Source organism: Pseudomonas sp. FFPRI_1 (genome assembly GCF_055384485.1).
Map to the genome: position 1 here is coordinate 6,406,963 of NZ_AP029168.1, position 26,454 is coordinate 6,433,416.

A 26,454-nucleotide genomic window follows, 5' to 3' on the forward strand; every position below is an offset into this window, starting at 1 on the left:
AAATCGCGGCCATTGCTCAATAAAATTCACGCTTTGCCGTTGCGCCGCGGCTCCGGGTGGAGCCGGGTGATGCCCTGCAGCTGGGACTTGACCCATTCGCTGAAGGCCTGCACCACCGGGCGCTCCGCCTTGAGCAGGTCCGTCACCAGGTAGTAGCCGCGGTTGGACTCGATCTCGGTGCCGAAGGGCTGCACCAGTTGCCCCCTGGCCAGGGCCTCGCCACTGATCAGGTTGTCGCCCATGGCGATGCCCTGGCCGGCGATGCACGCCGACTGCACGAAGTGCGCATCGGCAAACACGATGCCCCGCCGCACCTCCACATTCGGTGCCCCGGCAGCGGCCAGCCAGACCCGCCAATCGGAGTAGTCGATCATGTGCAGCAGCAAGGCATGATCCAGGCTGTCGAGGGTCTTCAGGCCCCCCATGGCATTCACCAGGCTCGGGCTGCACACCGGGAAATAGCGCAGAGAGACGATCTTCTGCACGTGCTGGTTGGGCCAGTCGCCCATGCCGTAGGCAACGAACAGGTCGACGCTGCTGTCGCTGGTATCGCCGGGGCTGCGGGGCGACACCAGTTGCAGTTCCACCTGGGGATACAGCGCCTGGAATTCGGCGATGTGGGTGCACAGCCAGTAGGTGGCGAACCCCGGCGGACTGCTGATGCACAGGCGCCCGCTGACCTGCTGGCCATCGGAGCGCTGGCCGGCCTCGAGGATGTTGGCCAGCAGCAGGTGGATGTCCCGGGCGTAGCGTTCACCCTGGTAGGTGATGCGAATGCTGCGCCCCATGCGCTCGGTCAGGGCGAACCCCAGGGTCTGTTCCAGGCTCTTGATCTGGTGGCTGATGGCGCTGGGGGTCAGGTTCAGCTCGTTGGCGGCGTCGGCGACACTGCCCAGGCGCGCCACCGCGTCCAGTGCACGCAGCGCTGTCATGGAGGGATAACGCATACCGATCACGCCTCGACTACAAAAAACAGGTGGCAGCACCATAGCCGCAATCGGCGTCCGGCAATAGCCTCGCCTGTCGCTGAGAAAAAACCTCATTGCTGAAAAAAATTACCGGGTCCGGCTAAAAATGCTCGATTGACCCCACGCCTGTGATGGCTAATTCTCGACCCCTACCCTGTGCCGGGTCTTGCCCGGCCATCGCACAATAACAAGAGGGTCGACCCTTGCAATCGCAGCCCAACTCCATCAATCCCGTGGTGGCGATCGACGATCTGCACAAGAGCTACGCCGATCACCACGTACTCAAGGGCATTGCCCTGCGCGCCAACGAAGGCGAAGTGGTGTCGCTGATCGGCTCCAGCGGCTCGGGCAAAAGTACCCTGCTGCGCTGCATCAATCTGCTGGAGATTCCCTGCAGCGGCAGCCTGCGCATCAATGGCGAGGAAGTGCGCCTGAAGACCGACCGCGCCGGCAACCCGCAGGTCGCCGACCCGGCCCAGGTCGCACGCCTGCGCACCCAACTGAGCATGGTGTTCCAGAGCTTCAACCTGTGGCCCCACCGCACCGTGCTGGAAAACGTCATCGAGGCCCCGGTGTATGTCCTTGGCGAAGACCGCAAGGACGCCATCGCCCATGCCGAGCACCTGCTGGAAAAAGTCGGCCTGGCCAACAAGCGCGACACCTTCCCGTCCTTCCTCTCCGGCGGCCAGCAACAGCGGGTGGCCATTGCCCGGGCCCTGGCCATGCGCCCTCGGGTGCTACTGATGGACGAGCCGACCTCGGCCCTGGACCCGGAACTGGTGGGCGAAGTGCTCAAGGTCATCCAGGGCATCGCCGAAGAAGGCCGTACCATGATCCTGGTGACCCACGAAATGGCCTTCGCCCGCGACGTGTCGAGCAAGGTGATGTTCCTTCACCAGGGCCTGGTGGAAGAAGAAGGGCCCCCCCAGCAAGTGTTCCTCAACCCGGTCAGCGAGCGCTGCCGGCAATTCGTCATGGCTCAGGAAAACCGCGTCTGACGTTTCGCTTCAATCCTTGAAAACAACAACTTCGATAAAGGGTAAAGCCATGAAAAACCTGCTCAAGGTGCTTGCCACCGGTTGCCTGTTCAGTGCCCTGGCCAGCCACGCCGTGGCCGCCGACAAGATTGTCTTCGGCATCGCCCTGGAACCCTACCCGCCGTTCTCGATGAAAAGCGGCGGCGGTGCCTGGAGCGGCTTCGAACCCGAACTGATCAAGGCCCTGTGCGAACGCATGCAGGCCGACTGTCCGCTCAAGGAGGTGGCCTGGGACGGCCTGATCCCGGCGCTGCAGTCGAGCCAGATCGACGCCATCCTCAACTCCTTGAGCATCACCGAGGAACGCCAGAAGGTCATCGATTTCTCCGCCCCCTACTACCAGACCCCGGCCATGTGGGTGGCCGACCAGAGCCTGGAACTGACGCCCACCCCCGAAGGCCTCAAGGGCAAGCTGATCGGTGTGCAGGGCTCGACGTCCAACGCCACCTTCGCCAAGGCCTACTACGGCAAGACCTCGACCCTGCGCTACTACACCACCCAGGACGACATGCTCGCCGACCTGCAGAGCGGACGCATCGACGTGATGCTGGCCGATGCCCTGACCATCGAGCCGATCCTCAAGACCGCAGCCGGCGCCGGCCTGGCGGACAAGGGCCTGGCGCCCAAGGACCCGCTGTTCGGTTCCGGCATCGGCGTCGGCCTGCGCAAGGGCGACAGCGCCCTGCAACAGCGGATCGACACCGCCCTGGCCGCGCTCAAGGCCGACGGCACCTACGACAAGATCCGCAGCCGCTACTTCAGCGTCGACATCTCTGCCAACTAAGCCGTCCGGCCGGCCCGTTGCGACGGGCCGCCGGCGTTGACTGGATACGTCATGATTTCTCTGTCCGACCTTTCCCAACTGTTCGTCGCCGACGGTTGGCTCGGCGCCCTGGCCCAGGGTGCGCTGGTGTCCCTGCAGATTTCCGCCGGGGCTTTCGTCCTGGGCCTGGGCATCGGCCTGCTGGTGGCGATGATCAAGCTCAAGGGCCCGCGCTGGCTGGTGAAGCTGGCCAACGTCTACACCACCCTGTATCGGGCCATGCCCGAGTTGCTCTTGATCCTGCTGCTGTACTACGCCGGCACCGACCTGCTGAACATGGCCATGGCGGCCATGGACCGGCCAAGCGTCACGGTCAACGGCTTCATCGCCGCAGTGCTGGTGCTGGGCATCGTCCAGGGCGCCTATTCGGCGGAGATCATCCGCGGCGCGATCCAGGCCATTCCCCATGGCCAGATCGAAGCGGCCCGGGCCTACGGCATCGAGCGCTGGCTGCTGGTGCGGCGCATCCTGCTGCCGAGCATGTTGCCCTACGCCATGGCCGGGCTGTCGAACCTGTGGCTGGTGCTGGTCAAGGACAGTGCGCTGATCAGCATCGTCGGCTACAGCGAACTGCTCTCGGTGGGCAAGCAGGCGGCCGGTTCCACCAAGCATTACCTGGTGTTCTACCTGGCGGTCGCGGCCTTCTACTTCGTCATCACCCTGGTGTCCGGCAGCGTGTTCCGCGTGCTCGAACGACGCACCAACCGCTGGCTGCCCCAGCACTAGGAGGCTCGGATGGATTTTTCCTGGATCAACGGTTTCTCCAACGAACTGCTTCGCGGCCTGGGCATCACTCTCAAGCTGCTGGCCTTGAGCGGCGCCTGCGGCTTTGCCCTGGCGGTGGTGGTGGGCCTTGGGCGGGTATCGCGCAACCCGCTGATCCGCGCGCCCATGCAGTTCTACATCAGCGTATTTCGCGGCACGCCGCTGCTGGTGCAGATCTACATCCTCTATTACGGGGTCGGCAGCCTGTTCGCCGCCTACCCGCCGATCCGCGGCAGCTTCCTCTGGCCCTACCTGCGCGAGGGCTTCTGGTACGTGGCCCTGGCGCTGACCCTGAGTGTCGGTGCCTATGTCGGTGAAGTGCTGCGCGGTGGTTTGCGTGCGGTGCCCAAGGGCGAGCTCGAAGCCGCCCGCGCCTACGGCATGGGCTACTGGCTGACCCTGCGCCGGGTCTGGCTGCCCCGGGCCCTGGAACTGGTGCGCCCGACCCTGGTGGGGGAATGCGTCTTGCTGCTCAAGGCCACGGCCCTGGCCTCCACCGTGGCGGTCACCGACCTGCTCGGGGCTGCCAACCTGGTGCGGGCCCAGACCCTGAAAGTCTACGAGCCGCTGCTGGCGGTCGCGGTCATCTACATCATCCTGGCCTTTGTCATCGAACACCTGTGTGCGCGCCTGGGCCAACCCTCGCCCAGCCGAGCTCCCCAGCGCCAGGCCTGAACCCATTGATTACCCGGGCGGTGACGCCCGTGAGGAGAACAGCATGCGTTACTCACCCTTCGTTCAGCGCATCAGCGGCGAATCCGTCAGCGCCTGGGATATCCATTACGCGGCCATCGATGCCCGGGGTCGCGGCGAGGACGTGATCGTCCTCAGCGTCGGTGACCCGGACTTCGCCACCGACGCCCGCATCAGCGATGCCGCCAGCGCCGCCCTGGAACAAGGCGACACCCATTACACCCACGTGCTCGGCCGGCCGGCACTGCGCGAGGCCATCGCCGCCAAGCAGCGACGCCTGCTGGGCATCGACGTCAGCGCCGACAACGTGGCCCTGGTGGCCGGGGCGCAGAACGGTTTGTTCGCCACCGCCCTGTGCCTGTTCAGCAGTGGCGACGAAGTGCTGGTGCCCGAGCCCATGTACCTGACCTACGAGGCGTGCATGCACGCCTCGGGTGCGAGGATCGCCTGCGTCGAGCAACCGGCCGCCAACGGCTTTCGCCTGACCGTGGCGGCCCTGGAAGCCGCGCTCACCGACAAGAGCCGCGGCATCGCCCTGGCCACCCCGTGCAACCCCACCGGCAACGTCTACAGCCGCGAAGAGCTGGAAGCCGTGGCCGAAGTGGCACGCAAGCACGACCTGTGGGTGATCTCCGATGAGGTCTACGGCCAGCTGACCTATGACCGCGAACACCTGAGCATCGCCTCGCTGCCGGGCATGGCCGAACGCACGGTGATCCTCAACAGCCTGTCCAAGACCCACGCCATGACCGGCTGGCGCGTTGGCTGGGTGATTGCCCCCCCGGCCCTGGTCGGGCACCTGGACAACCTGCTGCTGTGCATGCTCTACGGCCTGCCGGGGTTCATCCAGGAAGCCGCGCTCAAGGCCCTGGAACTGGACGAGGAAGTGGTGGGCAGCGCCCGCGAGGTCTATCGCCGCCGGCGCGACCTGGTGGTGGCCGGCCTCAAGCAGGTGACGCTGCTGGACTGCCGCGTGCCCGAAGCCGGGATGTTCATGCTGGTGGACGTGCGCCGCACCGGGCTGTCGAGCATGGACTTTGCCTGGCAGCTGTTCCGCGCCACCGGGGTCTCGGTGCTCGACGCCCAGGCCTTTGGCGCCAGTGCCGAAGGCTTTGTACGGATTTCCTTCACCGTTGCCGACGAAGTGTTGAAGGACGCTTGCCAACGCATTGCCAGCTTTGTCGAAACCCTGGGTGCACAACGCTGAACAACCGCTCGATGGTGGCCAGGGCGCGTGCTCCCGCTCGACCGCGACGCGGGCCTGGAGGCTCGCTCGTCAACGTCGAGGCCTGTGGGGGGCTATGCCCCCCAGCGCGAGCCCGCGCCCTCGCCACTGGGCATTTGCCACAACGATCTCGTCATGCCCCATGACAACACCCTTGCAACTGAGCTTGTCGCCCATTTTTTTGCCCACCTTTGAAGGGCCCCCTGCTTGAGAGGTTGACCCCCGTGACCGCTTCCGACCAATTCAATTCCACCCATAGCGCCGTCGATCAATATGCCGAACTGGTGCTGCACAACGGCCGGATGTATACCCTGGATCCGGCTCAGCCCTGGGCCGAGGCCGTGGCCATCCGCCAGGGCAAGCTGATCGCGGTCGGCAGCCTCGCGTCCCTGGCCTCGCTGATCGGTCCCCACACCCGTCAGCATGATCTGGACGGGGCCTTCTGCATGCCCGGCCTGCACGACATGCACACCCACCCGGACCTGGCCCTGGCGCCGCGCTATGCCGACGACCTGGACGTGGGGATCGAGGACCCGACCCCGGAACAGTTGGCGGCGGCGATCCACGCCTATGCCGACAGCCACCCGGGCGATGGCTGGATCTACGGCCAATACTGGGTGCGCTACACCTTCCGCGAAGCCGGCCTGACCCCGGGCCGCGAGTGGCTCGACAGCGTCATGCCGGACCGCCCGGTGGCCCTGCTGGACCGCATGTGGGGCACCATGATGGTCAACTCCAAGGCCCTGGAACTGGCTGGCATCGACCGCCACACCAGCGACCCGCGCAACGGCTACCTGGAGCGTGACGAACTGAGCGGCGAGCCCAACGGCCTGCTGATCGACGGCGCCTACGCTCTGATCCACGCCGCCATGCCGCCGACCCCGGTGGCGGTGCTGCGCCGCGCCTATCGCGATGGCGTGCACTTCCAGACCTCTCGCGGGGTCACGGCGACCAAGTACGTGCACGTCTGCGAAAACCGCCTGCAGGCCCTCAAGGAACTGGACGATGCCGGTGAGCTGACCCTGCGGGTGGAAGCCGCCATCAGTTGGCAGGACGATATCTTCCCGGTGCGCCGGCGCTGGGAGCTGCTCAGTGGCGAACGGCATTTCTATCGCAGCGCACGCCTGAACGCCAACGCGGTGAAGTTCCACTTCGACGGCACCGTGGAGCCCAAGTCCTCCTACCTGCTGACCCCCTGGCCCGAAGAGTCGAGCTGGCGCGGCAAGCTCAACCTGACCCCGGAACACATCACCGACATGGTGGTGGACATGGACAAGCGCGGCCTGCGGGTGATCGCCCACTGCACCGGCGACGGCGCCTCCGACGTGTTCCTCGACGCCGTGGCCGAGGCTCGGCGGCGCAATGGCAACAGCGGCATTCGTCACCAGTGCGCCCACAGCACCCTGCTGCACCCGGGCAACCTCAAGCGTTTCCAGAGCCTGGACGTGATCGCCGAATTCTCCCCGGCCGCCTGGTACCCGACGCCCTTCGCCAGCGGCGCACGCTCGGGTTACGGCCAGGAGCGCCTGAAGCGCATCTACGACTTCAAGGGCGTGCTGGCCGCCGGTGGCATCGCAGTGTTCGGCACCGACTGGCCGGTGGCGTCCATCGACCCCTGGCTGGCCCTGGAAACCATGGTCACCCGGCAGAACCCGTGGAACCAGGAACCCGACACCTTCGGCGACCCCATCAGCCTGGAACAGGCGCTGCAAGTGGCGACCCTCAATGGCGCCCACGCCATGGGCCTGGAACACCTGACCGGCAGCCTGGAAGCCGGCAAGTCGGCGGACCTGATCGTCCTTGACCGCGACCTGTTCGCTCAAGCCTCACGCAACTACATCCACCACACCCAGGTGCAACTGACCTTCGTCGAAGGGCAACTGGTCTACGACCGCCAGGGCACCTTCAGCGACACCCCGCTTGAAGCAGTGTGGCAAGGCCTGCCACCGGTGATCGAGGGCAAGGAACAATGAACAGCACCCCGAGCATTCCGGTCACCGTGGTCGCAGGCTTTCTCGGCGCCGGCAAGACCACCCTGCTCAATCGCATGGTGCAGCGCGCCGACAGTGGCCGGTTGGCGGTGATCGTCAACGACTTCGGCGAGCTGAACATCGATGCGGCGATCATCGCCGAGGTCACCGACGCGGTGTACAGCCTGCAGAACGGCTGCATCTGCTGCACCGTGCAGGAAGACCTGCTGGCGCAACTGGTGAGCCTGTCCAAGCTGCGCCCGGCCCTGGAGCGGATCGTCATCGAGTGCAGCGGCGTCTCCGACCCGCAGCGCATCGTGCAGACCATCGGCTACCCGCAGTTGCGCAACCGCCTGCACCTGGACGCGGTGATCACCCTGGTGGACGCCAGCGGCTACCAGGCCCTGGAAGGGGAAATGGCCCGGCTGTCACGGGCCCAGGTGGCCTGCGCCGACTGGGTGCTGCTGAACAAGGCCGACCTGGTCAGCCCGGAGCAGTTGCAGAGTATCCGTGCCAGCCTTGGTGGTCGCGCGCCGGTGTTCGACACGGTGCAGGCCGAACTGCCGGCAGAGCTGTTGCTGGCACCACCGGTGCGCTCCACCGAGGTGCTGTTCAAGGCCCTGCCCCAGGCCCACGACGAGCTGTTTGAAAGCTGGGTCTGGAAGAGTTCGCGCCCCTTGCAGCCCAAGGCGCTGCGGGACTGGCTGGGGCAACTGCCGGCCGACCTGCTGCGCCTCAAGGGCCTGGTGCGCCTGGAAGGCAACGAGCAGCCCTATTGGTTGCAGCACGTGGGCAACCGCAGCCAGTTCACCCTGGCCACCGGACAAGCCACCGAGCATGCCGCGCAACTGGTGTTCATCGCTCGCCGGGGCAGCGACCTGCGCCAGGAACTGGAAGCGGGAGTCGCCGATACCCAAGCGCTGTAAGCGGCAAGCGGCATGCGGTGACTACAGGGCGCTTCACGGGGCTGCCGGCGAAGCGCACTATAGGTCGCCATTTTTTTGCTGAAGCAAGGACGCCGCAGATGCTGGATATCCTCCAAGGCACGCCCCTGTGGGTGTATGCCGTCTTCGCCCTGGTCTGCTATTACGGCCTGCGCGCCCTGTCCACCACTCGCGAAAGCCGCCGCTCGCTGCTGCTGACGCCGGTGATCCTGCTGGTCTGGTCGCTGTGCTCAGTGAGCCTTGGCGACTACCCATGGCTGGCGCTGGGGGCCTGGGCCAGCGGTGCTGCATTGGGCAGCCTGCTGGCCATGCTGCTGTTCTCCAACGCCGGGGTCCTGCTGGAGTCGGGCGGCGAGGCGCTTCTGGTCCCCGGAACCCTGAAGATCCTCGGCATCTCGTTGCTGTTCTTCGCCGTGAAATACTGGATCGGCTACCAGAGCGCCGTGCATCCCGAGCACGCCAGCAGCATCCAGATGCTGGGGATCAGCGGCGCCGCCGCGGGCTTTACCGTTGGTCTGTTCTGCGGCCGGGCGCTCAAGCTGTACCGCCACTTCCTGCAACTCCAGCTCAAGGCCTGAAAGCCCCACGGCCGCGCCCTTCAGTCAGAGGGGAATCTTCATCGCGATTGCCGGTCTGTAGGGACGGTCCGGCAGCACCGGCGCTTGGTCCGTGACAATAGCGCCCGGGTCCAATAGATTAGGCGCCCCCCGAAAATCCCCCCGGGCTTTTCGCGCCTCAAACCCGTTAAACCAAGTAGTGGATGTTCCATGCCTGATTCCAAGCCCGAAGAATCCGTCGTCGCCTTGTCCAACAAGACCGAATACGAAAACGCCATTCATCTTTCCCAGCACGTGTCCCAGGCCAAGACCATCAGCGAGATGGTGCTCGACGCCTTTCACTCCTCGAAAGAAAGTGACCAGATTCGCGAACTGCGCGCTGCAATTCGCCAGGCCCACGACCGCTTCGACGACGACACCGCCTATGAACTCATGGGCCAGCTCAAGCAATTGAAGGATGCCGAGGCCGCTGACCTCACCGCCCTCGAAGACCTGAGCAAGAAATTCCCCATCAGCCGGATCCTCTCCAGCTACAAAGACGACCCGGACTTCCAGGAGCTGGTCTACGGCCTGGCGCTGAAAGTGCTGAACCAGACCCACCAGGCCATCAGCAACCCGAGCGGTGGCAAGGGCAAGGCCTCGCGCCCGAAGAAAGAAATGGAAGTGTTCGCCATCAGCAAGGACGGCATCAGCGTCACCCTGCCGATGCGCCCGCGCTCCAAGGCCAACGTCGACCGCGAAGCCTTCGAGTTCCTGGGTTTCAGCTTTGTTGGCGAAGGTGACGAGGCCGAGCTGGAAAGCGAGATCTTTGTCGACAACAACGGCAGCGAACAGCCGGCGACCCGCAAGAACATCGTGACGGCAATCCAGCAACAGACCGCGTTCGAAGGCTACAGCGTCGCTCAACAGTAAGCCTGTTCTCCGCCGACAGCCCCATCACCCGCCCCGCACTTCACTCCGAAGTCGGGGCTGACCCGCCCCTCAACTGTCCCTGTAGTCGGCAATGGGATAGATCGCGCACAAGGCTTCGACCTGTCGCCGGAACTGCTCCTGCAGCCCGGGCTCCAGGCTGTACTTCTGTTCGCTCAGAGGGGTCACCTTGTCGAGAATCCGGCACAGCAGGTCCACCACCTGGCGACACCCCTGGGGATCGAAGTAGCGCTGGGCAATGGATCCTGTGCCGATACACAGGCCATTGGCGACAAATGACGAGCGAGTCTCTCCCTGCGCGCGCTTTTTGCTCACGATGATGCCGCACTGTTCCAGGGCCGATTCGGCAATGGAGCCGGTGATGCCCCCGCGCAGGCGAAGCAGGATCGAGTGGTTGTCCGTGCCCCCTCCCACCACTTCGTAATCCTGGGCCATGAACGCCTTGGCCATTTCATCTGCGGTGCTACGAATCCGTCCCATGTAGGCATCGAACGCCGGAGACATGGCGTAGCCCAGCGCCGCCGCCTTGGCCGCGATCATGTTGACCGCCGGTGCGCCCTGCATCCCGGGGAAGACGGCTTGATCGAGAATGCGGCGAAAGGTCGACCTCAGCCCGGGCACCTTGGTGTCGGCGTCCCGGCCGGACAGGATCAGGCCACCGCGTGGCCCCGCGAGCTGCTTGTGGGTACAGACCGTGGTGACGTGCGCCAGGTCGATCGGGCTCGGGTGTCGCCCGGTGGCCACCAGCCCGGCGATATGGGAGATGTCCGCGAGCAGGATGGCCCCGGCTTCGTCGGCAATCGCGCGAAACCGCTGGAAGTCCAGGACCTGCGAATAGGCCGTTGCCCCACAGATGATGATGCGCGGACGATGGGCCAGCGCCAGATGGCGCACCTCTTCGTAGTCGATCAGGCCCTGGGCCGTGGTGCCGTAGCGGATCGCCTTGTAGTTGGCCCCGGTGAAGGCCACGGGGCTGCCATGGGTGAGGTGGCCGCCATGATCGAGGGCCATTCCGAGCAGCGTATCCCCAGGCTCGAGCAAGGCGCACAGCACCTGGTAATTGGCGTTCGAGGCCGAGTGCGATTGCACTCCGGCGTATTGGGCAGCGAACAGCGTCTTCGCCCGGCGAATCGCCAACGCCTCGACCCGATCGACGTTCTCGCACCCGGCCTGGTGACGCCGGCCCGGGGCCCCTTCTGCCGTGATGTTGACCAGCGCCGAGGCTGACACGGCCAGGCTCCGGGGGTTGGCCGCGCAGGATGACGAAACCAAGGACAGGGTGCGGTGTTGACGCGTGACCTCAGCGTCGAGGATGTCCGCAAGTTCCGCGTCTTGTGCTTGCAGATCCGCCAGGCCGCGTCGCAGCAGGTCGGCCTGGTTCCTGAGTCGAGCAGTATCAGCTGTCATCATTCTGTGTCCCTTCCTTGAGTGTTGCGTGCCACGAACGACAGCACGCTTCCTGTTTTTCCCGTTCGTGTTGCACATCGAGCTGAGCCGAACCTTGGCGCAGGCGGTACGAGGCGCAAGTCAATTAACCAAAGAATTGAACATATTCCAAATTAAATGATGCTTTTTTGCCAAATCCGGGAAACACCAGCCCTGCGTCGACGGCGGATGCGCACCGAGGTAGACCATGAAACCGAGCATCTGGGGCTTTATTGTCATGGCGGGTGCATGCAACACTCCGCCGCGCGGCGCAACCCGAATCGAACCTTCCCGAGGATTTGATCGCCGCAGATACCGACAGCGAAATATCCCAGGACGGATGCAGGCTGGCTAAAGGAGCATTAGCAAGTTGGTACAGGCTACGCGAGAGCCGGAAACATTCTTGGCGCAATGATTTCACTGAGCACGCCCCGGGCGTCGAGCAGTTGAACGCCGTGCGCGGCATAATTTCAAAGCAGTACTCGATGTGTGACGACTATAAGGAAATGGTGGGCATTTGATGCACAGAAGAGAAAGGACAGAGTATTTAAAGAGCAATATTAAATACCTGATAAAAAGCCGTGGTGAGACGCAACTGTCTTTATGTAACGCCAGTGGACTGACCCGCACGACCATCTACAACATTCTGGAAGGCAAGGTTACCAACGTCCAGCAGTCGACCATTCGCAAGATCTCCGATTTCTTCGGCATCTCCTACGAAGAAATTGAAACAGTCGACTTTGAAGAAAAAGAGATCATCGACAGCAGTATATCTCCCCAAGGAAACATGAACCCGGCAGCCGTTCCGATCATCAAGGAGAGCCTGTTGCTGGCCAACATCGACAAGCGCATTGGTGAGTTGGCGACGATCTTCCCGCTGACCTACTACTTCGGCACTTCCTACAACCTGATAGCGGTGCGGCTGGAGAAGGGAATCAATGGCCTCAACGAGCCCGGTGATTTGCTGATCATACAAAAGGGCTCCTCGACCGATGACAAAGAAAAACTGGTGTACGACCGACTGGGCAAAAAACTGCTCATCATGAACACCCCGTGCTCCGACTCGGATCGCCTGCAGGTAGTGGGCGATATCATCGAGGAACGATTCAATGACAGCCTATGAAGGTGAGTTGGAGAACAGCAAGTACAAATTGCTGGGGTTTGAAAATGACAAGAGCCTGGCCGTGATCATGGTCATTGCCACTGGCAAGGTCATCAGGATCAAGCTGAGTGAAGTGCTGAACAGCGAAATAATGGACAATTTGAACAAAATGGAAATCAAGAACCTGTACAAGAAATTCTATTCCCAAGGAGGAGCGCTGACTGCATACGACTTGAATGATCGTCACGAAAACTCTTGGATGATCTACATCATCCTGAACTTGCTGCTGTTTACCTTTTACATCTTCACCAGCATTGCCGCGACAAAACCTATCTATCTGGAACAGCTTGGCATCATCGTCACTCCAGGCACCTTCCTCTACCCGCTGACATTCTTGATTGTCGACTTGTTGAACGAAAACTTCGGATTAAGGCTGGCAAGAAGAGCCATTCTGTTTGCATTCGCAAGCAATGCCATGATCATCATCCTGCTCTACGGCTCGACTTTTCTTCCAGGGCTGCCAGGTTGGAAACTCGACACCCCGTACAACGACGTCATCATTCAAGTTTCATCGGTGCTGGTAGCATCTTCGGTCTCGTTCCTGGTGTCCGAGAACATAAACTCTTACTTGCTATGCAAGATAAAAGAGCTGACCAACTCCAGGTTCCTGTTCCTGCGAATATTCCTCAGCACCCTGTTCGCAGTGATTATCGACAGCTTCGTGTTCTGCTACATCGCCTTCTACGGCGCGATGCAGAACAGCGACATCCTGAACATGATTTATGTCCAGATCGCGATCAAAGTGTGCTTTGCGTTTTTCAACATCCTGCCGGCCTACGGCGCAAGATCGTTGTTCAAGAGATACATAACCGACGGCCAGGGAAGGTAATCACCCGACGGTTTAGCGCCCGCAAATGGATTCAACACTCGCTGTTCAAGCAACGGCGGTGTTGAACTCCATTGGCCAGCAGTCGTTCACCCGCTCACTGGAGACCCAGTTTGCCTTTCAAGCTGTGCATGACCTCGGCTTTATTACCCAGGTAATCATTCAGCCCTCGCGTGCGAAGGTTGCAAGCGTCGCAGTTGCCACAGCCACTGCCGATGATCCCGTTGTAGCAGGTCAGTGTCTGTTCGCGAATCAGCTGCAGTTGATGGTGGTAATCCGCCAGCGCCCAAGTCTCCGCCTTGTTCAACCACATCAGTGGCGTTTCAAGGCGCAACTTGTATTCCATACCCAGTTCAAGGGCCTTGTTCAGTGCCTTGACGAACTCGTCCCGGCAATCGGGATACCCGGAGAAGTCCGTCTCGCACACACCGGTAATGACGGTTTCGGCCTTGACCTGGTAGGCATAGATAGAGGCCAGGGTTAAGAACAGAATGTTCCTGCCGGGCACGAAGGTGCTTGGCAGACTTTCACCTGAACTGTTCACTGTCGGAACCGGAATATTGTCCCGGGTCAGACTGCTGATCGCCAGTTCGTTGAGCAACGACGCATCCAGCACTTTGTGAACTGTCGCCCCCAGCTGTTTTGACAGCTGTTGCGCAACTTCTATTTCCGCGTGATGGCGCTGACCATAGTCAAAGGTGATGCAGTGCACTTCATCATAGTGCGGCAATGCATGGATCAGACAGGTTGTCGAATCCTGCCCGCCACTAAAAACGATAACGGCTTTCTTCTTCATTATTCTGCTTCCTGCAGGAGTAGAGTCATTTCAATATTTTAAACGGCCCGCTGACGGGCACTCAATAAAAAACCCCGCACCTCTCTCGAAGGCGGGGCTTCGCATGGCTTCAGGCCTTGGCCCCACTCCCGGCCATGCGCCGCAGGATCTCCCACTGGCCTTTGCTACAGTGCAGGATCACCGCCGCGACATGGCCGACGATCAGCACCGCCAGGGTCCAGCCCAGCAGGCTGTGGAAGCTGTTGCCCAGGTCGGTCATCCACTGGATCTTCGGGCCCTCGAACCCGGACATCACCGGCAAGCCAAAAGCCGTGAACGCCCGACCCGAGCCGTACTGGCGCAGCAGCCCGAGAAACGGAATGGCAAACATCCCGGCATACAGCAGCCCGTGCCCCAGGCGCGCGGCAAGGTTGAAGCTCGGGGGACGGCGGTGACGGTTCACCAGGCTCCAGATCACCCGCAGCACCAGCAGCGACATCAACAGCAGGCCCACTGACTTGTGGGTCGGCCAGAGGAACTCGTCCAGGGCCGAGTCGGCCAGCAGGTAGTGTGCACCGGTGCTGCAGTAGATCCAGGCAAAGGCCAGTGCCATGGCCCAGTGCAGTCCGCGACTGACGGCGCCATAGCGCGCCTTCGAATCGTACATATCAATACGGCTTTCCATTACATCCACTCAGGTTCATCCACGAGCGACGCATTTTACCTGGGGATAAAAGCCCACAGGATTCAAAAGGTTTAAATGATGTGACGGTGCCGATGCCCAATAAAAAAGCCCCGCGCTTCTCTCGAAGGCGGGGCTTTTCTGTGGCCTGGACAGCTTAGTGCGCGTAGGTCAGCAACAGCTCGGTCGGGGCCTTGAAATCCACCGACATCATCACGCTCAGCGCGGTGATGGTGAAGATCGAGAACACGAACAGCTTGCGTGCCCACACGGTGTCATCCACCGCCTTGTAGCCGGTCCAGGCCATGTACAGCCAGTACATGCCCATCGCCGCCGCTACCGCCAGGTAGCTCATGCCGGCGTAACCGCTGAAGGTCAGCATCAGGGTCGCCACCAGGAACGCCAGGATGTAGAGCAGGATGTGCTTCTTGGCCACGCGAATCCCGCGCTTCACTGGCAGCACCGGAATCGATGCGGCCAGGTAATCGTTGAAGCGAAAGATCGCGATGGCGTAGGAATGCGGCATCTGCCACAGGCTGAACATCACCAGCAGGGTCAGTGCGGCCATGTCGAAGCTGTTGCTCACGGCCACGTAACCGATCACCGGCGGCATGGCCCCGGACAGACTGCCCACCAGCGTGCCGTGAACCGACTTGCGCTTGAGGTACAGGCTGTAGAAGCCGACGTAGATGACAAAGCCGATTACCGCGAACAACGCGGCCAACGGGTTGGCCACGTAGTACAGCAGGGCCACGCCGGCGACGCCGAGGACGGTGGCATAGACCAGCGCCGCTTCCAGGGAGATGAGCCCCTGGACCAGCACGCGGTTCTTGGTGCGCTCCATCTTCAGGTCGATGTCACGGTCGATGCAGTTGTTGAACACGCAACCGGACGCTACCACCAGCGAGGTGCCGATCATCGCGGCCAGGAAGATGGCCAGATCGACATGCCCTTTCGAGGCCAGGAAAAACCCGCCTGCCACAGAAAGCACGTTACCGAAAATGATCCCCGGTTTGGTGATTTGGATAAAGTGCTTGAGCGACATCGGGTCTACCTCACTTCGCCATCATGACGGTGTGGATGCTGAACATGATCCACAACGACAGACCAACCAGCAGAACAATGACCAACGCGGCGAAGATGAACGCGACGACGTTGTTGCGCTGGGCTTCGGAACGGTCCAGGTGGAGGAAGTACACCAGGTGAACGATCACCTGGATCACCGCGAACGCCAGGACGATCCACAGGGTCACGTCCTTGGGCAGCGATGGGTACATCACCAGGCCGAACGGAATCAACGTCAGGATCACCGACAGGATGAAACCGATGGCGTAGGACTTGACGCTGCCGTGACCGGCTTCGTCGTGGGAGTGTGTGTTAGCCATTTACATAGTCCCCATCAGGTAAACAACGGTGAATACGCAGATCCACACCACGTCCAGGAAGTGCCAGAACAGGCTCAGGCAGCTCAGACGGGTCTTGTTGGTCGCCGTCAGGCCGTTTTTCTGCACCTGGTACATCATGATCGCCATCCAGATCAGACCGCTGGTCACGTGCAGACCGTGGGTGCCGACCAGGGTGAAGAACCCGGACAGGAAGCCGGAACGGCTAGGGCCATAGCCTTCGGAGATCAGCAGGTGGAACTCGTTGATCTCCATGCCGATGAAGCCCAGGCCGAACAGGAAGGTCATGCCCAGCCAGCCCAGCACCTGCTTCTTGTTGCCCCGGAAGAACGCCAGCATGGCGAAGCCGTAGGTGATCGAACTGAACAGCAGCAGAGCGGTTTCGCCCAGTACGTAAGGCAGTTCGAAGATGTCGTGGCCCGACGGGCCACCCGCTACGTTGTTCACCAGTACCGCGTATACCGCGAAGATCGACGCAAACAGAATGCAGTCGGTCATCAGGTAGAGCCAGAAACCGAATACGGTCATCTCGCCCGAGTCGTGGTGATGGTCATCGTGCCCATGGTCATCGACATGGGCGTGTCCAGCATTGGTCACTAAGTTCGACATGGATTAAGCCTGTTCCAACGAGGTTTCAACACGGGTAGCCGGAATCTTGTTCTCCGATACCAGGCGCTTGTGCTGTTCGGCTTCGATGCGTTCGATCGTCTCGACCGGCACCATGTAGCCTTGATCATCACGGGCAGCGTGGATCGCGAAATAGATCACGGTGCCGGCCAGGCTTGCGATGGCCAGCCACCAGATGTGCCAGATCATGGCGAAACCGAACACGGTCAGCAGAGCCCCCATGACCACACCGGTAGCAGTGTTGTTGGGCATGTGGATCGGCTGGTAGCGGCCAGGCTGCGCGTAGGCAGTGCCGTTTTCCTTGGCTTCGGTGAACGGGTCGATGCCTTCGGCTTTGGGCAGTACAGCGAAGTTGTAGAACGGAGGTGGCGACGAGGTCGACCATTCCAGGGTGTGGGCATTCCATGGGTCGCCGGAGACGCACATGTTCTGCTTGCGATCACGCACGCTGACATACAGCTGGATCAGCTGGCAGGCGATACCCACGGCGATCATCACGGCACCCACCATGGCGACGTACAGGTACGGCACCCACTCAGGGTTGGTGGTGGCGTTCAGACGACGGGTCATGCCCATGAAGCCCAGTGCATAGAGCGGCATGAAGGCGACGAAGAAGCCCGAGATCCAGAACCAGAACGCAGCCTTGCCCCAACCTTCATGCAGCTTGAAGCCGAAGGCTTTCGGGAAGTAGAAGCTGAAGCCGGCGATGTAGCCGAATACCGCGCCGCCGATGATCACGTTGTGGAAGTGAGCGATCACGAACAGGCTGTTGTGCAGCACGAAGTCCGCACCCGGGATGGCCAGCAGTACGCCGGTCATGCCGCCGATGGCGAAGGTCACCATGAAGCCCAGGGTCCACAGAACCTGGCTGGTGATGCGCAGGCGGCCGTGGTAGATGGTGAACAGCCAGTTGAATAGCTTCACCCCCGTCGGGATCGAGATCAGCATGGTCGCCAGGCCGAAGAAGGCGTTGACGCTGGCCCCCGAACCCATGGTGAAGAAGTGGTGCAGCCAGACCATGAAGCCCAGGATCGAGATCGCGCCGGATGCGTAGATCATCGAGTGGTGGCCGAACAGGCGCTTGCCGGAGAAGGTCGAGATGACTTCGGAGAAGATACCGAACGCCGGCAGGATCAGGATGTACACCTCGGGGTGACCCCAGGCCCAGAACAGGTTCACGTACATCATTGGATTGCCACCAAGTTCATTGGTGAAAATGTGGAAATCCATGTAACGGTCAAGCGTCAGCAGTGCCAGGGTAGCGGTGAGGATCGGGAACGAAGCGACGATCAGCACGTTGGCCCAGGTGCAGGTCCAGGTGAAGATCGGCATGTCCATCATCTTCATGCCCGGGGTACGCATTTTCAGCACGGTGGCCAGGAAGTTGACCCCCGTCAGCGTCGTCCCTAGACCCGATAGCTGTAGCGCCCAGATGTAGTAGTCCACACCCACGCCCGGACTGTATTGCAGGCCCGACAGCGGCGGATAGGCAACCCAGCCGGTCTTGGCGAATTCGCCGACGCCCAGGGACAGGTTGATCAGCACCACGCCCGATACCAGCAGCCAGAAGCTCAGGGAGTTGAGGAATGGATAGGCCACGTCACGCGCGCCGATCTGCAGCGGCACGACAAGGTTCATCAGGCCGGTGAAGAATGGCATCGCCATGAAGATGATCATGATCACACCGTGAGCGGTGAAGATCTGGTCATAGTGTTCAGGTGGCAGGTAGCCAGGCGAACCCTCGGTGGCCATGGCCAGCTGGGTACGCATCATGATGGCGTCGGCGAAACCGCGCAGCAGCATGACCATGGCGACGATGATGTACATCACGCCGATTTTCTTGTGGTCGACCGACGTCAGCCACTCGGTCCACAGATAGGTCCACTTCTTGAAGTAGGTGATTGCCGCGACAAGCGCCAGACCACCGAGCGCGATCATGGCAATGGTCACCATGACAATCGGCTCGTGGAACGGAATCGCTTCCAGACTTAATTTACCAAACATCGTTTACTCCTCTGCCCCGGCAGCTGAATGCGAACTCACGTCCATCCCTTGCGTTGCAGCCACTTCCTTTTCTTTCTTCTCGTGCTTGAGCGGCGCGCCCGGTTTCATGCCTTCGTACTTGTCGACGATGGTCTGGAACAGGTTCGGCGCGTAAGCGGAGTAGAGCTCTACAGGATTGTTCTGGCTTGGCTTGGAAAGGGCTTCGTATTCAGCGGTGTCCAGCTGTTTAGGTGCCTTCTTGACTTCGTTTACCCAGGCGTCGAAATCTTCCTGACTGGTTGCGATCGCTTTGAATTTCATGCCGGTAAAGCCCGCGCCGCTGTAGTTGGCGGAGATACCTTCAAGTTCGGTGTTCTGGTTGGCGATCAGGTGCAGCTTGGTGGTCATGCCCGCCATCGCGTAGATCTGGCCGCCCAGGCCCGGGATGAAGAACGAGTTCATCACGGTGTCGGAGGTCACGCGGAAGTTGACTGGGGTATGGGCCGGGAAAACGATCTTGTTGACAGTGGCGATCCCTTGGTCGGGATAGATGAACAGCCACTTCCAGTCCATGGCGACCACTTCGATGGTGATCGGCTTGACCTCGGAATCCAGCGGACGGTACGGGTCCAGGGCGTGGGTCGACTTGTAGGTGACATAACCCAGGGCAATGATGATGAGCACCGGAACCAGCCACACCGCGATCTCGATCTTGGTGGAGTGGGACCACTTCGGCGCGTAGGTCGCTTCGGTGTTGGAGGCGCGATATTTCCAGGCGAAGGCGAAGGTCATGATGATGACCGGTACCACCACCAGCAGCATCAGGATGGTTGCCGTGATGATCAGGTTGCGTTCATCCAGACCGACCTGACCCTTGGGGTCGAGCAAGGTCCACTTGCAGCCTCCCAGCATCAACATGCTGAGCAGCGGCAATAAGCCTAGTAATCGGGGGTACCTGTTTTTACTCATCTCACGACCTCTAAAGCAGCTTGCGCAATGCAGTTGGGTTTTGATCGCCAACACTTCACCCTGCCAAGGGTTGGCATTTTTCTTCAATTGAATAAGGGCCTGCCCGTTGCGTTAAACGCTCAACGACACATCCCGGGCTAGCAGTGGTTCTTATTCGATCTCGTGGTCAAAGGCCTTGTTACAGACCAATTCCATTTGGTGCGGAAGTTTGGAAGGTGCCGACACCCGCAGTCGCATGGAGCACTCAATCCGCCCCTCGACCGTCCTCGTGTGCTCAGGGATGAGCAGCGCCGGTAATTTCAGTGCGGGCGATTGTAGATATGTCGCGTTTCATAAACCATGTCTTATCCCGAAATAATTTTTATCGCTGGGCGCAACAATCCTTAACGATTGTTGCGAAGGATCGCAATCATATCGATTTTCATTCGCAACAAAAAGCCCTAAAAAGACCTCTCCGCCCCACTCTCACCAGGCAGGCAAAAGCCTCTCAAGGCCACCTTTCACCGGGCTTCACCCCTTATAAAACGGGGTCTGTGAAGATTTGTATAGATAGCAGGCTATGGTTCTTGCCCAGCAGGTCGGCATACACAAACTGACAGGCTTCAATTGAACCCATCTGGCTGATTGCAGTCTGTTGAAACCCCTCGACCGCCTCTCTGCGACCGCAGCAGTGTGACAACATGTCGCACTTTTGCCGCGCCCTCGCTTGCTGCAAATCACGGACTTTTCAGGTGCCTAATGAACGGCATGAAAAAGCCCCGGCCCCCTGTTGGGGAACCGGGGCTGTTCCGGGTGGATCAGGAGGTTTGCTTACGATTGCGAATGACCCCCAGGGGCACCAGGATCACTGTCAGGACGAACGCCACCAGGGCCCATTGGGCCAGGGACAGGCCGAGGATCGGCGGGTACGGCGTGGAGCAGAAACCGTCGACCTGAAAGCCCAGGGGAAAGATCGTCGCCAGCGGCAGGCTGTCGACAATCGGCTGCAGCACATCGATGCCACAGCTCACCGCCGGATAGAACTGGGTGTACACGTGGTGCCCGGCCACTGCCGCGCCAAACAGTGCACTGATGACCACCAGGCTCTCCATGGCCGTGACCCCGCGACGCGAGCTCAGGGCTGCGCCAATGAAGGCAAAGAGCGCAATCAACAGCAACGCATAGCGCTGCAGGATGCACAGCGGGCAAGGCGCCTCGCCCAACACCACCTGCATGTACAGGGCTCCGCCGATCAGCGCCAGGCAGATCACCCCCAGCAGCACCAGGAAGCGTCGTTCACGTCCCAAACGCAGTCTGTCGTCACTCATCCCTATTCCTTTCCTGTTGTCTGTTCAGCCTGCCACCGGCACTCGCGACGCCAGGCTGGATTGTCTTCAATGAACCCATGGACCGTGGCCCGGCCCATGCTCGCAGTGGCGTCCTCGGCTGCCGGGAAGTCTACACGTTGAACATGACCTTTGAATGCAGGGGGCATGGCGTTCGGCTGCACTGCCCCGGAGCAAAGCCGCCCGGACCGCGGTCCAGGGTTCTACTCAAGTGGCGGACAATAACGAGAAACGGGTTAAGAGTGGATTAACCGTTGTACGAAATGTACTGAAAAACGGCAATTTCAAACAAAACGCCCCGCAAATCCAAGATCTGCGGGGCGTTCAGGGCAGCTCAGGGCCGGGCCGCAAACAGGACCGGCCGAGCGGTCACTCCAGGGCCGCGGCGGGACCGAAGAACTCGTAGCGACTTTGCTGCTCGGGGATGCCCAGGGCCTTCAGGTGGCGCTTGATGGCCGCCATGAAGCCTTTGGGCCCGAGGAAGTAGGCATCCAGGTCGCGTTGTTCCGGCAACCACTCGGCCAACTGCTCGCGAGTCAGCATGCCCAGCTTGTCTGCCGATGGGCTGACACCGTCGTCCTCGGCGTAGCAGTAGAAACGCTTGAGCTGCGGATGACGCTGGGCCAGTCCATCGACCCAGTGGCGGAACGCATGCACCTGGCCGTTGCGCGCGCAGTGGATGAAGTGCACCGGGCGCTGGGTCGCCAGGGCGGCTTCCAGCATCGGCAGAGTCGGGGTGATGCCCACGCCGCCACTGATCAGCACCAGGGGCTTGTCGCTGGCCGCCAGGGTGAACTCGCCGGCGGGCGGGAACAGCTGGATGGTGCTGCCCACCGAACACTGGTCGTGCAGGTAGTTGGAGGCCACGCCACCCACTTCGCGCTTGACGCTGATGCGGTACTGGCCCTGGTCAGAGAGCGCCGACAGGGAATAATTGCGGCGGATTTCCTCACCGTCGATAAAGAGCTGCAAGCCGATGTACTGCCCAGGCTCGGCGGCCAGGATCGGACCCTGGTCCAGTGGCTCGAAGTAGAACGAGGTGATTTCCGCGCTCTCCTCCACCTTCTGCACCAGCTTGAACGCCCGCGCTCCACGCCATCCGCCTGGCGCCTGGGCCTTCTCGTCGTAGATCGCGGCCTCGGCGCCGATCAGGATATCTGCCAACTGGTTGTAGGCCGCAGCCCAGGCGCTGATCACTTGCTCGGTGGCGATGTCTTTGCCCAGCACTTCCTCGATGGCCCGCAACAGGCACGCACCAACGATCGGGTAGTGCTCCGGCAGAATCTGCAGGGCCACATGCTTGTTGATGATCTTGGCCACCAGGTCCCCCAGTTGGTCCAACTGGTCGATGTGCCGGGCGTACATCAATACGCCATTAGCCAGGGCCCGAGGCTGGTCACCGCTGGCCTGGTGCGCCTGGTTGAACAGCGGCCGCACCTGGGGATACTCGGACAGCATCATTCGGTAGAAGTGGGTAATCAAGGTTTCTCCACCGCTTTCCAGCAAGGGCACAGTGGATTTGATGATGGCGCGATCTTGAACGCTTAGCATAAGGACAACTCCTGGACTTTATGACTGCTTGCAGGTTTCCTTTGACTAATCAGTTTTCATGCCAATAAATAAATCCTTTAAATTCAATAGATTAAAACAAATATGGTCAAAAAGACCCTTATGCATTTATAGTCATTATGACCATATGGAGTCCTTATGACTGCAAAATCCCTGCTGACGACCTTGCTGCCCCTGGTCACCGACCTGTCCCGGGAACTGCCCGAAAGCGAGCGATATCGTCGCCTGCTGGAAGCCCTGCGCGCGCTGCTGCCCTGCGACGCCGCCGCGTTGTTGCGCCTGGATGGCGAGTGGCTGGTGCCCCTGGCCGTCAACGGCTTGAGTACCGATACCCTGGGGCGCCGCTTCAAGGTCAGCGAACACCCGCGCTTCGCTGCCCTGCTCGCCAGCCCGGGACCCACCCGTTTCGCCAGCGACAGTGAACTGCCCGACCCTTACGACGGGCTGGTGGAAGGCCTCGACAATCACCTGGAAGTGCATGACTGCATGGGCTGCCCGCTGTTCATCGATGAGCGCCCCTGGGGCCTGCTGACCCTCGACGCGCTGGACCCACAGCGCTTCGAGCCCATCGAGCTGGACGCCCTGCAAGCCTTCGCCAGCCTCGCCGCCGCCACTGTCAGTGCCGCGCAGCGCATCGAACGCCTGGCTCAACGCGCGGAAAACGAGCACCAACGGGCCGAGGTCTACCGCCAGGCCAGTGGACAGAACCGCGAAATGATCGGGCAGAGCAAGGCCCACAAGCGCCTGCTGGAGGAGATCAACCTGGTGGGAGGCAGCGACCTGACGGTGTTGATCACCGGTGAAACCGGAGTTGGCAAGGAACTGGTGGCCCAGGCCATCCATGGCGCCTCGCCCCGGGCCGAACAGCCGATCATCAGCCTCAACTGTGCCGCCCTGCCCGACACCCTGGTGGAGAGCGAACTGTTCGGCCACGTGCGCGGGGCGTTTACGGGAGCCACCCAGGATCGCCGGGGCAAGTTCGAACTGGCCAACGGCGGCACCCTGTTTCTCGATGAAGTGGGCGAGCTGTCACTGACCGTGCAGGCCAAGCTGTTGCGGGTGCTGCAAAGCGGCCAACTGCAACGCCTGGGCTCGGACAAGGAACACCAGGTCGATGTGCGCCTGATCGCCGCCACCAACCGTGACCTGGCACAGGAAGTGCGCAATGGCCGCTATCGCGCCGACTTCTATCACCGCCTCAGCGTCTACCCCCTGCCAGTGCCGGCCCTGCGCGATCGTGGTCGCGACGTGCTGTTGCTCAGCGGCTACTTCCTCGAGCAGAACCGCTCGCGCATGGGCCTGGGTAGCTTGCGTCTCAGCGCCGAGGCCCAGGCGGCGCTGCTGGCCTACGGCTGGCCGGGCAACGTCCGTGAGCTGGAGCACCTGATCGGGCGCAGCGCCCTCAAGGCCCTGGGCCACTGCCGAGAACGGCCGAAGATCCTCACCCTCGATGTCGCGGACCTCGACCTGCCGCGGGCCATTGAGCAACCCGCCACAAACGCCCTACCACCCAGCCCGGAACTGCCAGCCGCCGCGATCCAGGGCGACTTGCGCGAAGCGACAGAAAGCTACCAGCGTCAGCTGATCAGCGCCTGCCTGGAACGCCACCAGCACAACTGGGCCAGCGCCGCCCGGGAGCTGGGCCTGGACCGCGCCAACCTCGGCCGCCTGGCCAAGCGCCTGGGCCTGAAATAACCCCGCCCAGCCACCGCCGCCCGCGGCCAGCGCACCGCCCCCAGAGCCTCGGCCGGCAGCTGGCTATCCGCTGTGCGGCCGATCATCGCCCGGGACAGCGGCTATACAGAACACAGGGGCCGACAAGACCTCGATCAGGCTAAAGCCAGCCCTGAACAAGTCGATAACCCGTTATCAATGGTTGTCCGTGGTTCGCACCACGAGCCAATTCTTTCCAGAGAAGGTTTTTATGTCCTCCAACAAAGCCCGCGCAGATTCGCTTTCGCTTCTGCTGTTTACCTTGCGCAGCGGCAAGCTGATGGCAATCAACCTGCTTAAGGTCAGTGAAATCATCCCCTGCCCGCCGCTGACCAAGCTGCCGGAATCCCATCCCCACGTAAAAGGCATCGCCACCCTGCGCGGCAATTCCCTGTCGGTGATCGATCTCAGCCGGGCCATCGGCGAACGGCCCCTGGCGGACCCGGACAGCGGCTGCCTGATCGTCACCGATGTCAGCCGCTCCAAGCAGGGCCTGCATGTGCAGGCGGTGAGCAAGATCGTGCATTGCCTGACCACCGACATCCGCCCCCCGCCCTACGGCTCCGGCGGCCTCAAGTCCTACATCACCGGGGTGACCCAGGTCGACGGCACCCTGGTGCAGGTCCTCGACATCGAGAAAGTGATCCACGGCATTGCCCCGGCGCAGATCGAGATGGCGCCTACCGAACTGAGCATGGAAGACGCCGAAGCCCTGGGCAACGCCCGCATCCTGGTGGTCGACGACAGCCAGGTGGCGTTGCAGCAGTCGGTGCACACCCTGCGCAACCTCGGCCTGCAATGCCACACCGCCCGCAGCGCCAAGGAAGCCATCGACTGCCTGCTGGAACTGCAAGGCACGGCCAATGAGATCAACCTGATCGTCTCCGACATCGAAATGTCCGAGATGGATGGCTACGCCCTGACCAGGACCCTGCGGGAAACCCCGGACTTCGCCCATCTGTACGTGTTGCTGCACACCTCCCTGGACAGCGCCATGAACAGCGAAAAGGCTCGACTGGCCGGAGCCAACGCGGTACTCACCAAGTTCTCCTCGCCGGAATTGACCCGCTGCCTGATCGACGCGGCCAAGGCCATTGCGACCCAAGGAGCCTGAGGCATGAGCGAGATCCACTGCCTGCTGCTGCGCCGCGACCTGAGCCTGCCCCAGGCAGCCCCCCAGTGGCCGGACGGGGTCACCGTGCAGCCCTACAGCCCGGAACAGGCCGAGGCCGTGCACCAACTGATGCACCTTGGCTATCTGGACGGTGGCGGCCGGGTGCCAGCACTGGACACCTGGCGCCAGGCTTTCGAAACCGATGCCGAATACGACCCCCAGCTGTGCCTGGTAGCCCGCGATGGCGACGGGATCGTCGGCGTCGCCCAGTGCTGGACCAGCGCCTACATCAAGGATTTGGTGGTGCATCCCCGTGCCCGTGGCCAGGGCCTGGGGCGTGCCTTGTTGCAGCAGGCCTTCATGCTGTTCGCCGAGCGCCGGGAAGGCTTTGTCGATCTGCGGGTACTGGAAGGCAACCTGCCAGCCCGCTGCCTGTACGAAAGCGCCGGCATGCAGCTCGTCCGCCGCGAGCTACTGCCTTAGGCGCCGGGCCTGCTGACATTTCCAGGCCGATACCGCACCCTTTAGCCGCTGGCGAAGGCGGCGTTCGATCACCGCGCGCGCCGTGGTCTCACCGCCCCTGAGGAGCCGTGCCCATGAATACAAAGATCCTGAGCCTGATAGTACTCGCCGCCCTCGCCTGCCAGGCCCGGGCCTCCAGCGACGAAGCCTGGGCAGCCCTGGACAGAGCCGTGCTCGAGAGCTGCACCCGGGCCAGCGGCCTGAACCATCCCCAGCCCGTGGGCAAGGCCGCGCAATTCGACGATCAACTGGCCTATACCGCCCTCCTGCTGCAAGGCCAGTACCCACAAAAGCAGCTGCGCGGCCAGTCCGGCATCGAGCTCTGCCTGTACAACAAACGGACCCGCACTGCGGCGGTCACCGAGTGGGACTCGATCCGCCCGGTAATCAAGCGCCCGTAAATGGCGTACAACTTGCTTCGATGTTCTCCCTGGCCGCGTCGTTGAC

General features: G+C 61.8%; 26 protein-coding genes. 15 read left to right on the forward strand and 11 right to left on the reverse strand.

The genetic code is table 11. The features are described from left to right. Positions 1 to 26 precede the first annotated feature (26 nt). Entirely contained in the window at positions 27 to 947 is a 921-nt protein-coding gene (locus tag ACZ5BO_RS28610) for a LysR substrate-binding domain-containing protein (RefSeq protein WP_025129503.1), read from the reverse strand. A 224-nt stretch (positions 948 to 1,171) separates the two neighbouring features. On the opposite strand from ACZ5BO_RS28610, the gene ACZ5BO_RS28615 reads away from it, so the two are divergent. From ACZ5BO_RS28615 to ACZ5BO_RS28655, 9 genes are all read left to right on the forward strand, one after another. Further along, the gene (locus ACZ5BO_RS28615) at positions 1,172 to 1,966 is read left to right on the forward strand and encodes an ABC transporter ATP-binding protein (protein ID WP_025129502.1); all 795 of its coding nucleotides are present in this window, start codon (positions 1,172 to 1,174) and stop codon (positions 1,964 to 1,966) included. A 49-nt stretch (positions 1,967 to 2,015) separates the two neighbouring features. Further along, positions 2,016 to 2,789 carry a transporter substrate-binding domain-containing protein gene (locus ACZ5BO_RS28620; RefSeq protein ID WP_025129501.1) on the forward strand — a complete coding sequence of 258 codons (774 nt, stop codon included), beginning with the start codon at positions 2,016 to 2,018 and terminating at the stop codon, positions 2,787 to 2,789. A 51-nt stretch (positions 2,790 to 2,840) separates the two neighbouring features. Then, a complete protein-coding gene (locus ACZ5BO_RS28625; protein WP_011063272.1) occupies positions 2,841 to 3,554 on the forward strand; it encodes an ABC transporter permease in 714 nt (237 codons plus the stop codon). A 9-nt stretch (positions 3,555 to 3,563) separates the two neighbouring features. Next, positions 3,564 to 4,268 carry an ABC transporter permease gene (locus ACZ5BO_RS28630; protein WP_025129500.1) on the forward strand — a complete coding sequence of 235 codons (705 nt, stop codon included), beginning with the start codon at positions 3,564 to 3,566 and terminating at the stop codon, positions 4,266 to 4,268. Positions 4,269 to 4,311: 43 nt separating this feature from the next. Beyond that, positions 4,312 to 5,493, forward strand: a complete 1,182-nt coding sequence (locus ACZ5BO_RS28635; protein ID WP_025129499.1) for a pyridoxal phosphate-dependent aminotransferase — start codon at positions 4,312 to 4,314, stop codon at positions 5,491 to 5,493. Positions 5,494 to 5,735: 242 nt separating this feature from the next. Next, entirely contained in the window at positions 5,736 to 7,484 is a 1,749-nt protein-coding gene (locus tag ACZ5BO_RS28640; RefSeq protein ID WP_025129498.1) for an amidohydrolase, read from the forward strand. Continuing rightward, entirely contained in the window at positions 7,481 to 8,407 is a 927-nt protein-coding gene (locus ACZ5BO_RS28645) for a CobW family GTP-binding protein (RefSeq protein ID WP_025129497.1), read from the forward strand. Before ACZ5BO_RS28640 ends, ACZ5BO_RS28645 begins: the two co-directional genes overlap by 4 nt. 98 nt (positions 8,408 to 8,505) lie before the next feature. Beyond that, the gene (locus tag ACZ5BO_RS28650) at positions 8,506 to 9,003 is read left to right on the forward strand and encodes a DUF6622 family protein (protein ID WP_029978480.1); all 498 of its coding nucleotides are present in this window, start codon (positions 8,506 to 8,508) and stop codon (positions 9,001 to 9,003) included. Positions 9,004 to 9,192: 189 nt separating this feature from the next. Then, complete coding sequence (locus tag ACZ5BO_RS28655) at positions 9,193 to 9,894, forward strand: hypothetical protein (protein WP_025129496.1); 702 nt, start codon at positions 9,193 to 9,195, stop codon at positions 9,892 to 9,894. 69 nt (positions 9,895 to 9,963) lie between these two features. On the opposite strand, the gene ACZ5BO_RS28660 is transcribed toward ACZ5BO_RS28655, so the two are convergent. After that, complete coding sequence (locus ACZ5BO_RS28660; RefSeq protein ID WP_464701399.1) at positions 9,964 to 11,319, reverse strand: serine hydroxymethyltransferase; 1,356 nt, start codon at positions 11,317 to 11,319, stop codon at positions 9,964 to 9,966. Positions 11,320 to 11,857: 538 nt separating this feature from the next. Here ACZ5BO_RS28660 and ACZ5BO_RS28665 point away from each other — a divergent pair. Together ACZ5BO_RS28665 and ACZ5BO_RS28670 are read left to right on the forward strand one after the other, a co-directional pair. Beyond that, positions 11,858 to 12,460: a helix-turn-helix transcriptional regulator gene (locus tag ACZ5BO_RS28665; protein ID WP_029978477.1), complete on the forward strand. Its 603-nt coding sequence runs from the start codon at positions 11,858 to 11,860 to the stop codon at positions 12,458 to 12,460. Beyond that, positions 12,447 to 13,328, forward strand: coding sequence for a queuosine precursor transporter (locus ACZ5BO_RS28670; RefSeq protein WP_025129492.1), 882 nt, complete (start codon positions 12,447 to 12,449; stop codon positions 13,326 to 13,328). The genes ACZ5BO_RS28665 and ACZ5BO_RS28670 overlap by 14 nt, the downstream gene beginning before the upstream one ends. A gap of 94 nt (positions 13,329 to 13,422) precedes the next feature. On the opposite strand, the gene queC is transcribed toward ACZ5BO_RS28670, so the two are convergent. The 9 genes from queC to hmpA form a co-directional block, all read right to left on the reverse strand. Further along, complete coding sequence (queC, locus tag ACZ5BO_RS28675; RefSeq protein WP_025129491.1) at positions 13,423 to 14,121, reverse strand: 7-cyano-7-deazaguanine synthase QueC; 699 nt, start codon at positions 14,119 to 14,121, stop codon at positions 13,423 to 13,425. 109 nt (positions 14,122 to 14,230) lie between these two features. Beyond that, positions 14,231 to 14,785: a cytochrome b gene (locus tag ACZ5BO_RS28680; RefSeq protein WP_025129490.1), complete on the reverse strand. Its 555-nt coding sequence runs from the start codon at positions 14,783 to 14,785 to the stop codon at positions 14,231 to 14,233. Positions 14,786 to 14,939: 154 nt separating this feature from the next. Next, positions 14,940 to 15,827 (reverse strand): heme o synthase, encoded by an 888-nt coding sequence (gene cyoE / locus ACZ5BO_RS28685; RefSeq protein ID WP_025129489.1) that lies wholly within the window; start codon positions 15,825 to 15,827, stop codon positions 14,940 to 14,942. A gap of 10 nt (positions 15,828 to 15,837) precedes the next feature. Further along, positions 15,838 to 16,167, reverse strand: a complete 330-nt coding sequence (cyoD, locus tag ACZ5BO_RS28690) for a cytochrome o ubiquinol oxidase subunit IV (RefSeq protein WP_025129488.1) — start codon at positions 16,165 to 16,167, stop codon at positions 15,838 to 15,840. Then, entirely contained in the window at positions 16,168 to 16,794 is a 627-nt protein-coding gene (locus tag ACZ5BO_RS28695) for a cytochrome o ubiquinol oxidase subunit III (protein ID WP_025129487.1), read from the reverse strand. Positions 16,795 to 16,797: 3 nt separating this feature from the next. Beyond that, positions 16,798 to 18,816, reverse strand: a complete 2,019-nt coding sequence (gene cyoB, locus ACZ5BO_RS28700) for a cytochrome o ubiquinol oxidase subunit I (protein WP_025129486.1) — start codon at positions 18,814 to 18,816, stop codon at positions 16,798 to 16,800. A gap of 3 nt (positions 18,817 to 18,819) precedes the next feature. Beyond that, positions 18,820 to 19,764: a ubiquinol oxidase subunit II gene (cyoA, locus tag ACZ5BO_RS28705; RefSeq protein WP_025129485.1), complete on the reverse strand. Its 945-nt coding sequence runs from the start codon at positions 19,762 to 19,764 to the stop codon at positions 18,820 to 18,822. A 797-nt stretch (positions 19,765 to 20,561) separates the two neighbouring features. Beyond that, positions 20,562 to 21,071: a disulfide bond formation protein B gene (locus ACZ5BO_RS28710; protein WP_464697146.1), complete on the reverse strand. Its 510-nt coding sequence runs from the start codon at positions 21,069 to 21,071 to the stop codon at positions 20,562 to 20,564. A 387-nt stretch (positions 21,072 to 21,458) separates the two neighbouring features. After that, positions 21,459 to 22,640, reverse strand: a complete 1,182-nt coding sequence (hmpA, locus tag ACZ5BO_RS28715) for an NO-inducible flavohemoprotein (protein ID WP_464697147.1) — start codon at positions 22,638 to 22,640, stop codon at positions 21,459 to 21,461. Positions 22,641 to 22,796: 156 nt separating this feature from the next. On the opposite strand from hmpA, the gene norR reads away from it, so the two are divergent. From norR to ACZ5BO_RS28735, 4 genes are all read left to right on the forward strand, one after another. Beyond that, complete coding sequence (norR, locus tag ACZ5BO_RS28720; RefSeq protein ID WP_464697148.1) at positions 22,797 to 24,353, forward strand: nitric oxide reductase transcriptional regulator NorR; 1,557 nt, start codon at positions 22,797 to 22,799, stop codon at positions 24,351 to 24,353. 229 nt (positions 24,354 to 24,582) lie between these two features. Next, positions 24,583 to 25,485, forward strand: a complete 903-nt coding sequence (locus ACZ5BO_RS28725) for a chemotaxis protein CheV (protein ID WP_025129481.1) — start codon at positions 24,583 to 24,585, stop codon at positions 25,483 to 25,485. Positions 25,486 to 25,488: 3 nt separating this feature from the next. Next, complete coding sequence (locus ACZ5BO_RS28730; RefSeq protein ID WP_464697149.1) at positions 25,489 to 25,968, forward strand: GNAT family N-acetyltransferase; 480 nt, start codon at positions 25,489 to 25,491, stop codon at positions 25,966 to 25,968. A 113-nt stretch (positions 25,969 to 26,081) separates the two neighbouring features. Beyond that, a complete protein-coding gene (locus ACZ5BO_RS28735) occupies positions 26,082 to 26,408 on the forward strand; it encodes a hypothetical protein (protein WP_464697151.1) in 327 nt (108 codons plus the stop codon). Positions 26,409 to 26,454: the final 46 nt, after the last annotated feature.

Coding starts and splice junctions, on each gene's coding strand:
- ACZ5BO_RS28610 (WP_025129503.1), bottom strand. CDS start 947: ATGCGTTATCCCTCCATGACAGCGCTGCGTGCACTGGACGCGGTGGCG.
- ACZ5BO_RS28620 (WP_025129501.1), top strand. CDS start 2,016: ATGAAAAACCTGCTCAAGGTGCTTGCCACCGGTTGCCTGTTCAGTGCC.
- ACZ5BO_RS28625 (WP_011063272.1), top strand. CDS start 2,841: ATGATTTCTCTGTCCGACCTTTCCCAACTGTTCGTCGCCGACGGTTGG.
- ACZ5BO_RS28630 (WP_025129500.1), top strand. CDS start 3,564: ATGGATTTTTCCTGGATCAACGGTTTCTCCAACGAACTGCTTCGCGGC.
- ACZ5BO_RS28635 (WP_025129499.1), top strand. CDS start 4,312: ATGCGTTACTCACCCTTCGTTCAGCGCATCAGCGGCGAATCCGTCAGC.
- ACZ5BO_RS28645 (WP_025129497.1), top strand. CDS start 7,481: ATGAACAGCACCCCGAGCATTCCGGTCACCGTGGTCGCAGGCTTTCTC.
- ACZ5BO_RS28650 (WP_029978480.1), top strand. CDS start 8,506: ATGCTGGATATCCTCCAAGGCACGCCCCTGTGGGTGTATGCCGTCTTC.
- ACZ5BO_RS28655 (WP_025129496.1), top strand. CDS start 9,193: ATGCCTGATTCCAAGCCCGAAGAATCCGTCGTCGCCTTGTCCAACAAG.
- ACZ5BO_RS28660 (WP_464701399.1), bottom strand. CDS start 11,319: ATGACAGCTGATACTGCTCGACTCAGGAACCAGGCCGACCTGCTGCGA.
- ACZ5BO_RS28665 (WP_029978477.1), top strand. CDS start 11,858: ATGCACAGAAGAGAAAGGACAGAGTATTTAAAGAGCAATATTAAATAC.
- ACZ5BO_RS28670 (WP_025129492.1), top strand. CDS start 12,447: ATGACAGCCTATGAAGGTGAGTTGGAGAACAGCAAGTACAAATTGCTG.
- queC (WP_025129491.1), bottom strand. CDS start 14,121: ATGAAGAAGAAAGCCGTTATCGTTTTTAGTGGCGGGCAGGATTCGACA.
- ACZ5BO_RS28680 (WP_025129490.1), bottom strand. CDS start 14,785: ATGGAAAGCCGTATTGATATGTACGATTCGAAGGCGCGCTATGGCGCC.
- cyoE (WP_025129489.1), bottom strand. CDS start 15,827: ATGTCGCTCAAGCACTTTATCCAAATCACCAAACCGGGGATCATTTTC.
- cyoD (WP_025129488.1), bottom strand. CDS start 16,167: ATGGCTAACACACACTCCCACGACGAAGCCGGTCACGGCAGCGTCAAG.
- ACZ5BO_RS28695 (WP_025129487.1), bottom strand. CDS start 16,794: ATGTCGAACTTAGTGACCAATGCTGGACACGCCCATGTCGATGACCAT.
- cyoB (WP_025129486.1), bottom strand. CDS start 18,816: ATGTTTGGTAAATTAAGTCTGGAAGCGATTCCGTTCCACGAGCCGATT.
- cyoA (WP_025129485.1), bottom strand. CDS start 19,764: ATGAGTAAAAACAGGTACCCCCGATTACTAGGCTTATTGCCGCTGCTC.
- ACZ5BO_RS28710 (WP_464697146.1), bottom strand. CDS start 21,071: ATGAGTGACGACAGACTGCGTTTGGGACGTGAACGACGCTTCCTGGTG.
- hmpA (WP_464697147.1), bottom strand. CDS start 22,640: ATGCTAAGCGTTCAAGATCGCGCCATCATCAAATCCACTGTGCCCTTG.
- norR (WP_464697148.1), top strand. CDS start 22,797: ATGACTGCAAAATCCCTGCTGACGACCTTGCTGCCCCTGGTCACCGAC.
- ACZ5BO_RS28725 (WP_025129481.1), top strand. CDS start 24,583: ATGTCCTCCAACAAAGCCCGCGCAGATTCGCTTTCGCTTCTGCTGTTT.
- ACZ5BO_RS28730 (WP_464697149.1), top strand. CDS start 25,489: ATGAGCGAGATCCACTGCCTGCTGCTGCGCCGCGACCTGAGCCTGCCC.
- ACZ5BO_RS28735 (WP_464697151.1), top strand. CDS start 26,082: ATGAATACAAAGATCCTGAGCCTGATAGTACTCGCCGCCCTCGCCTGC.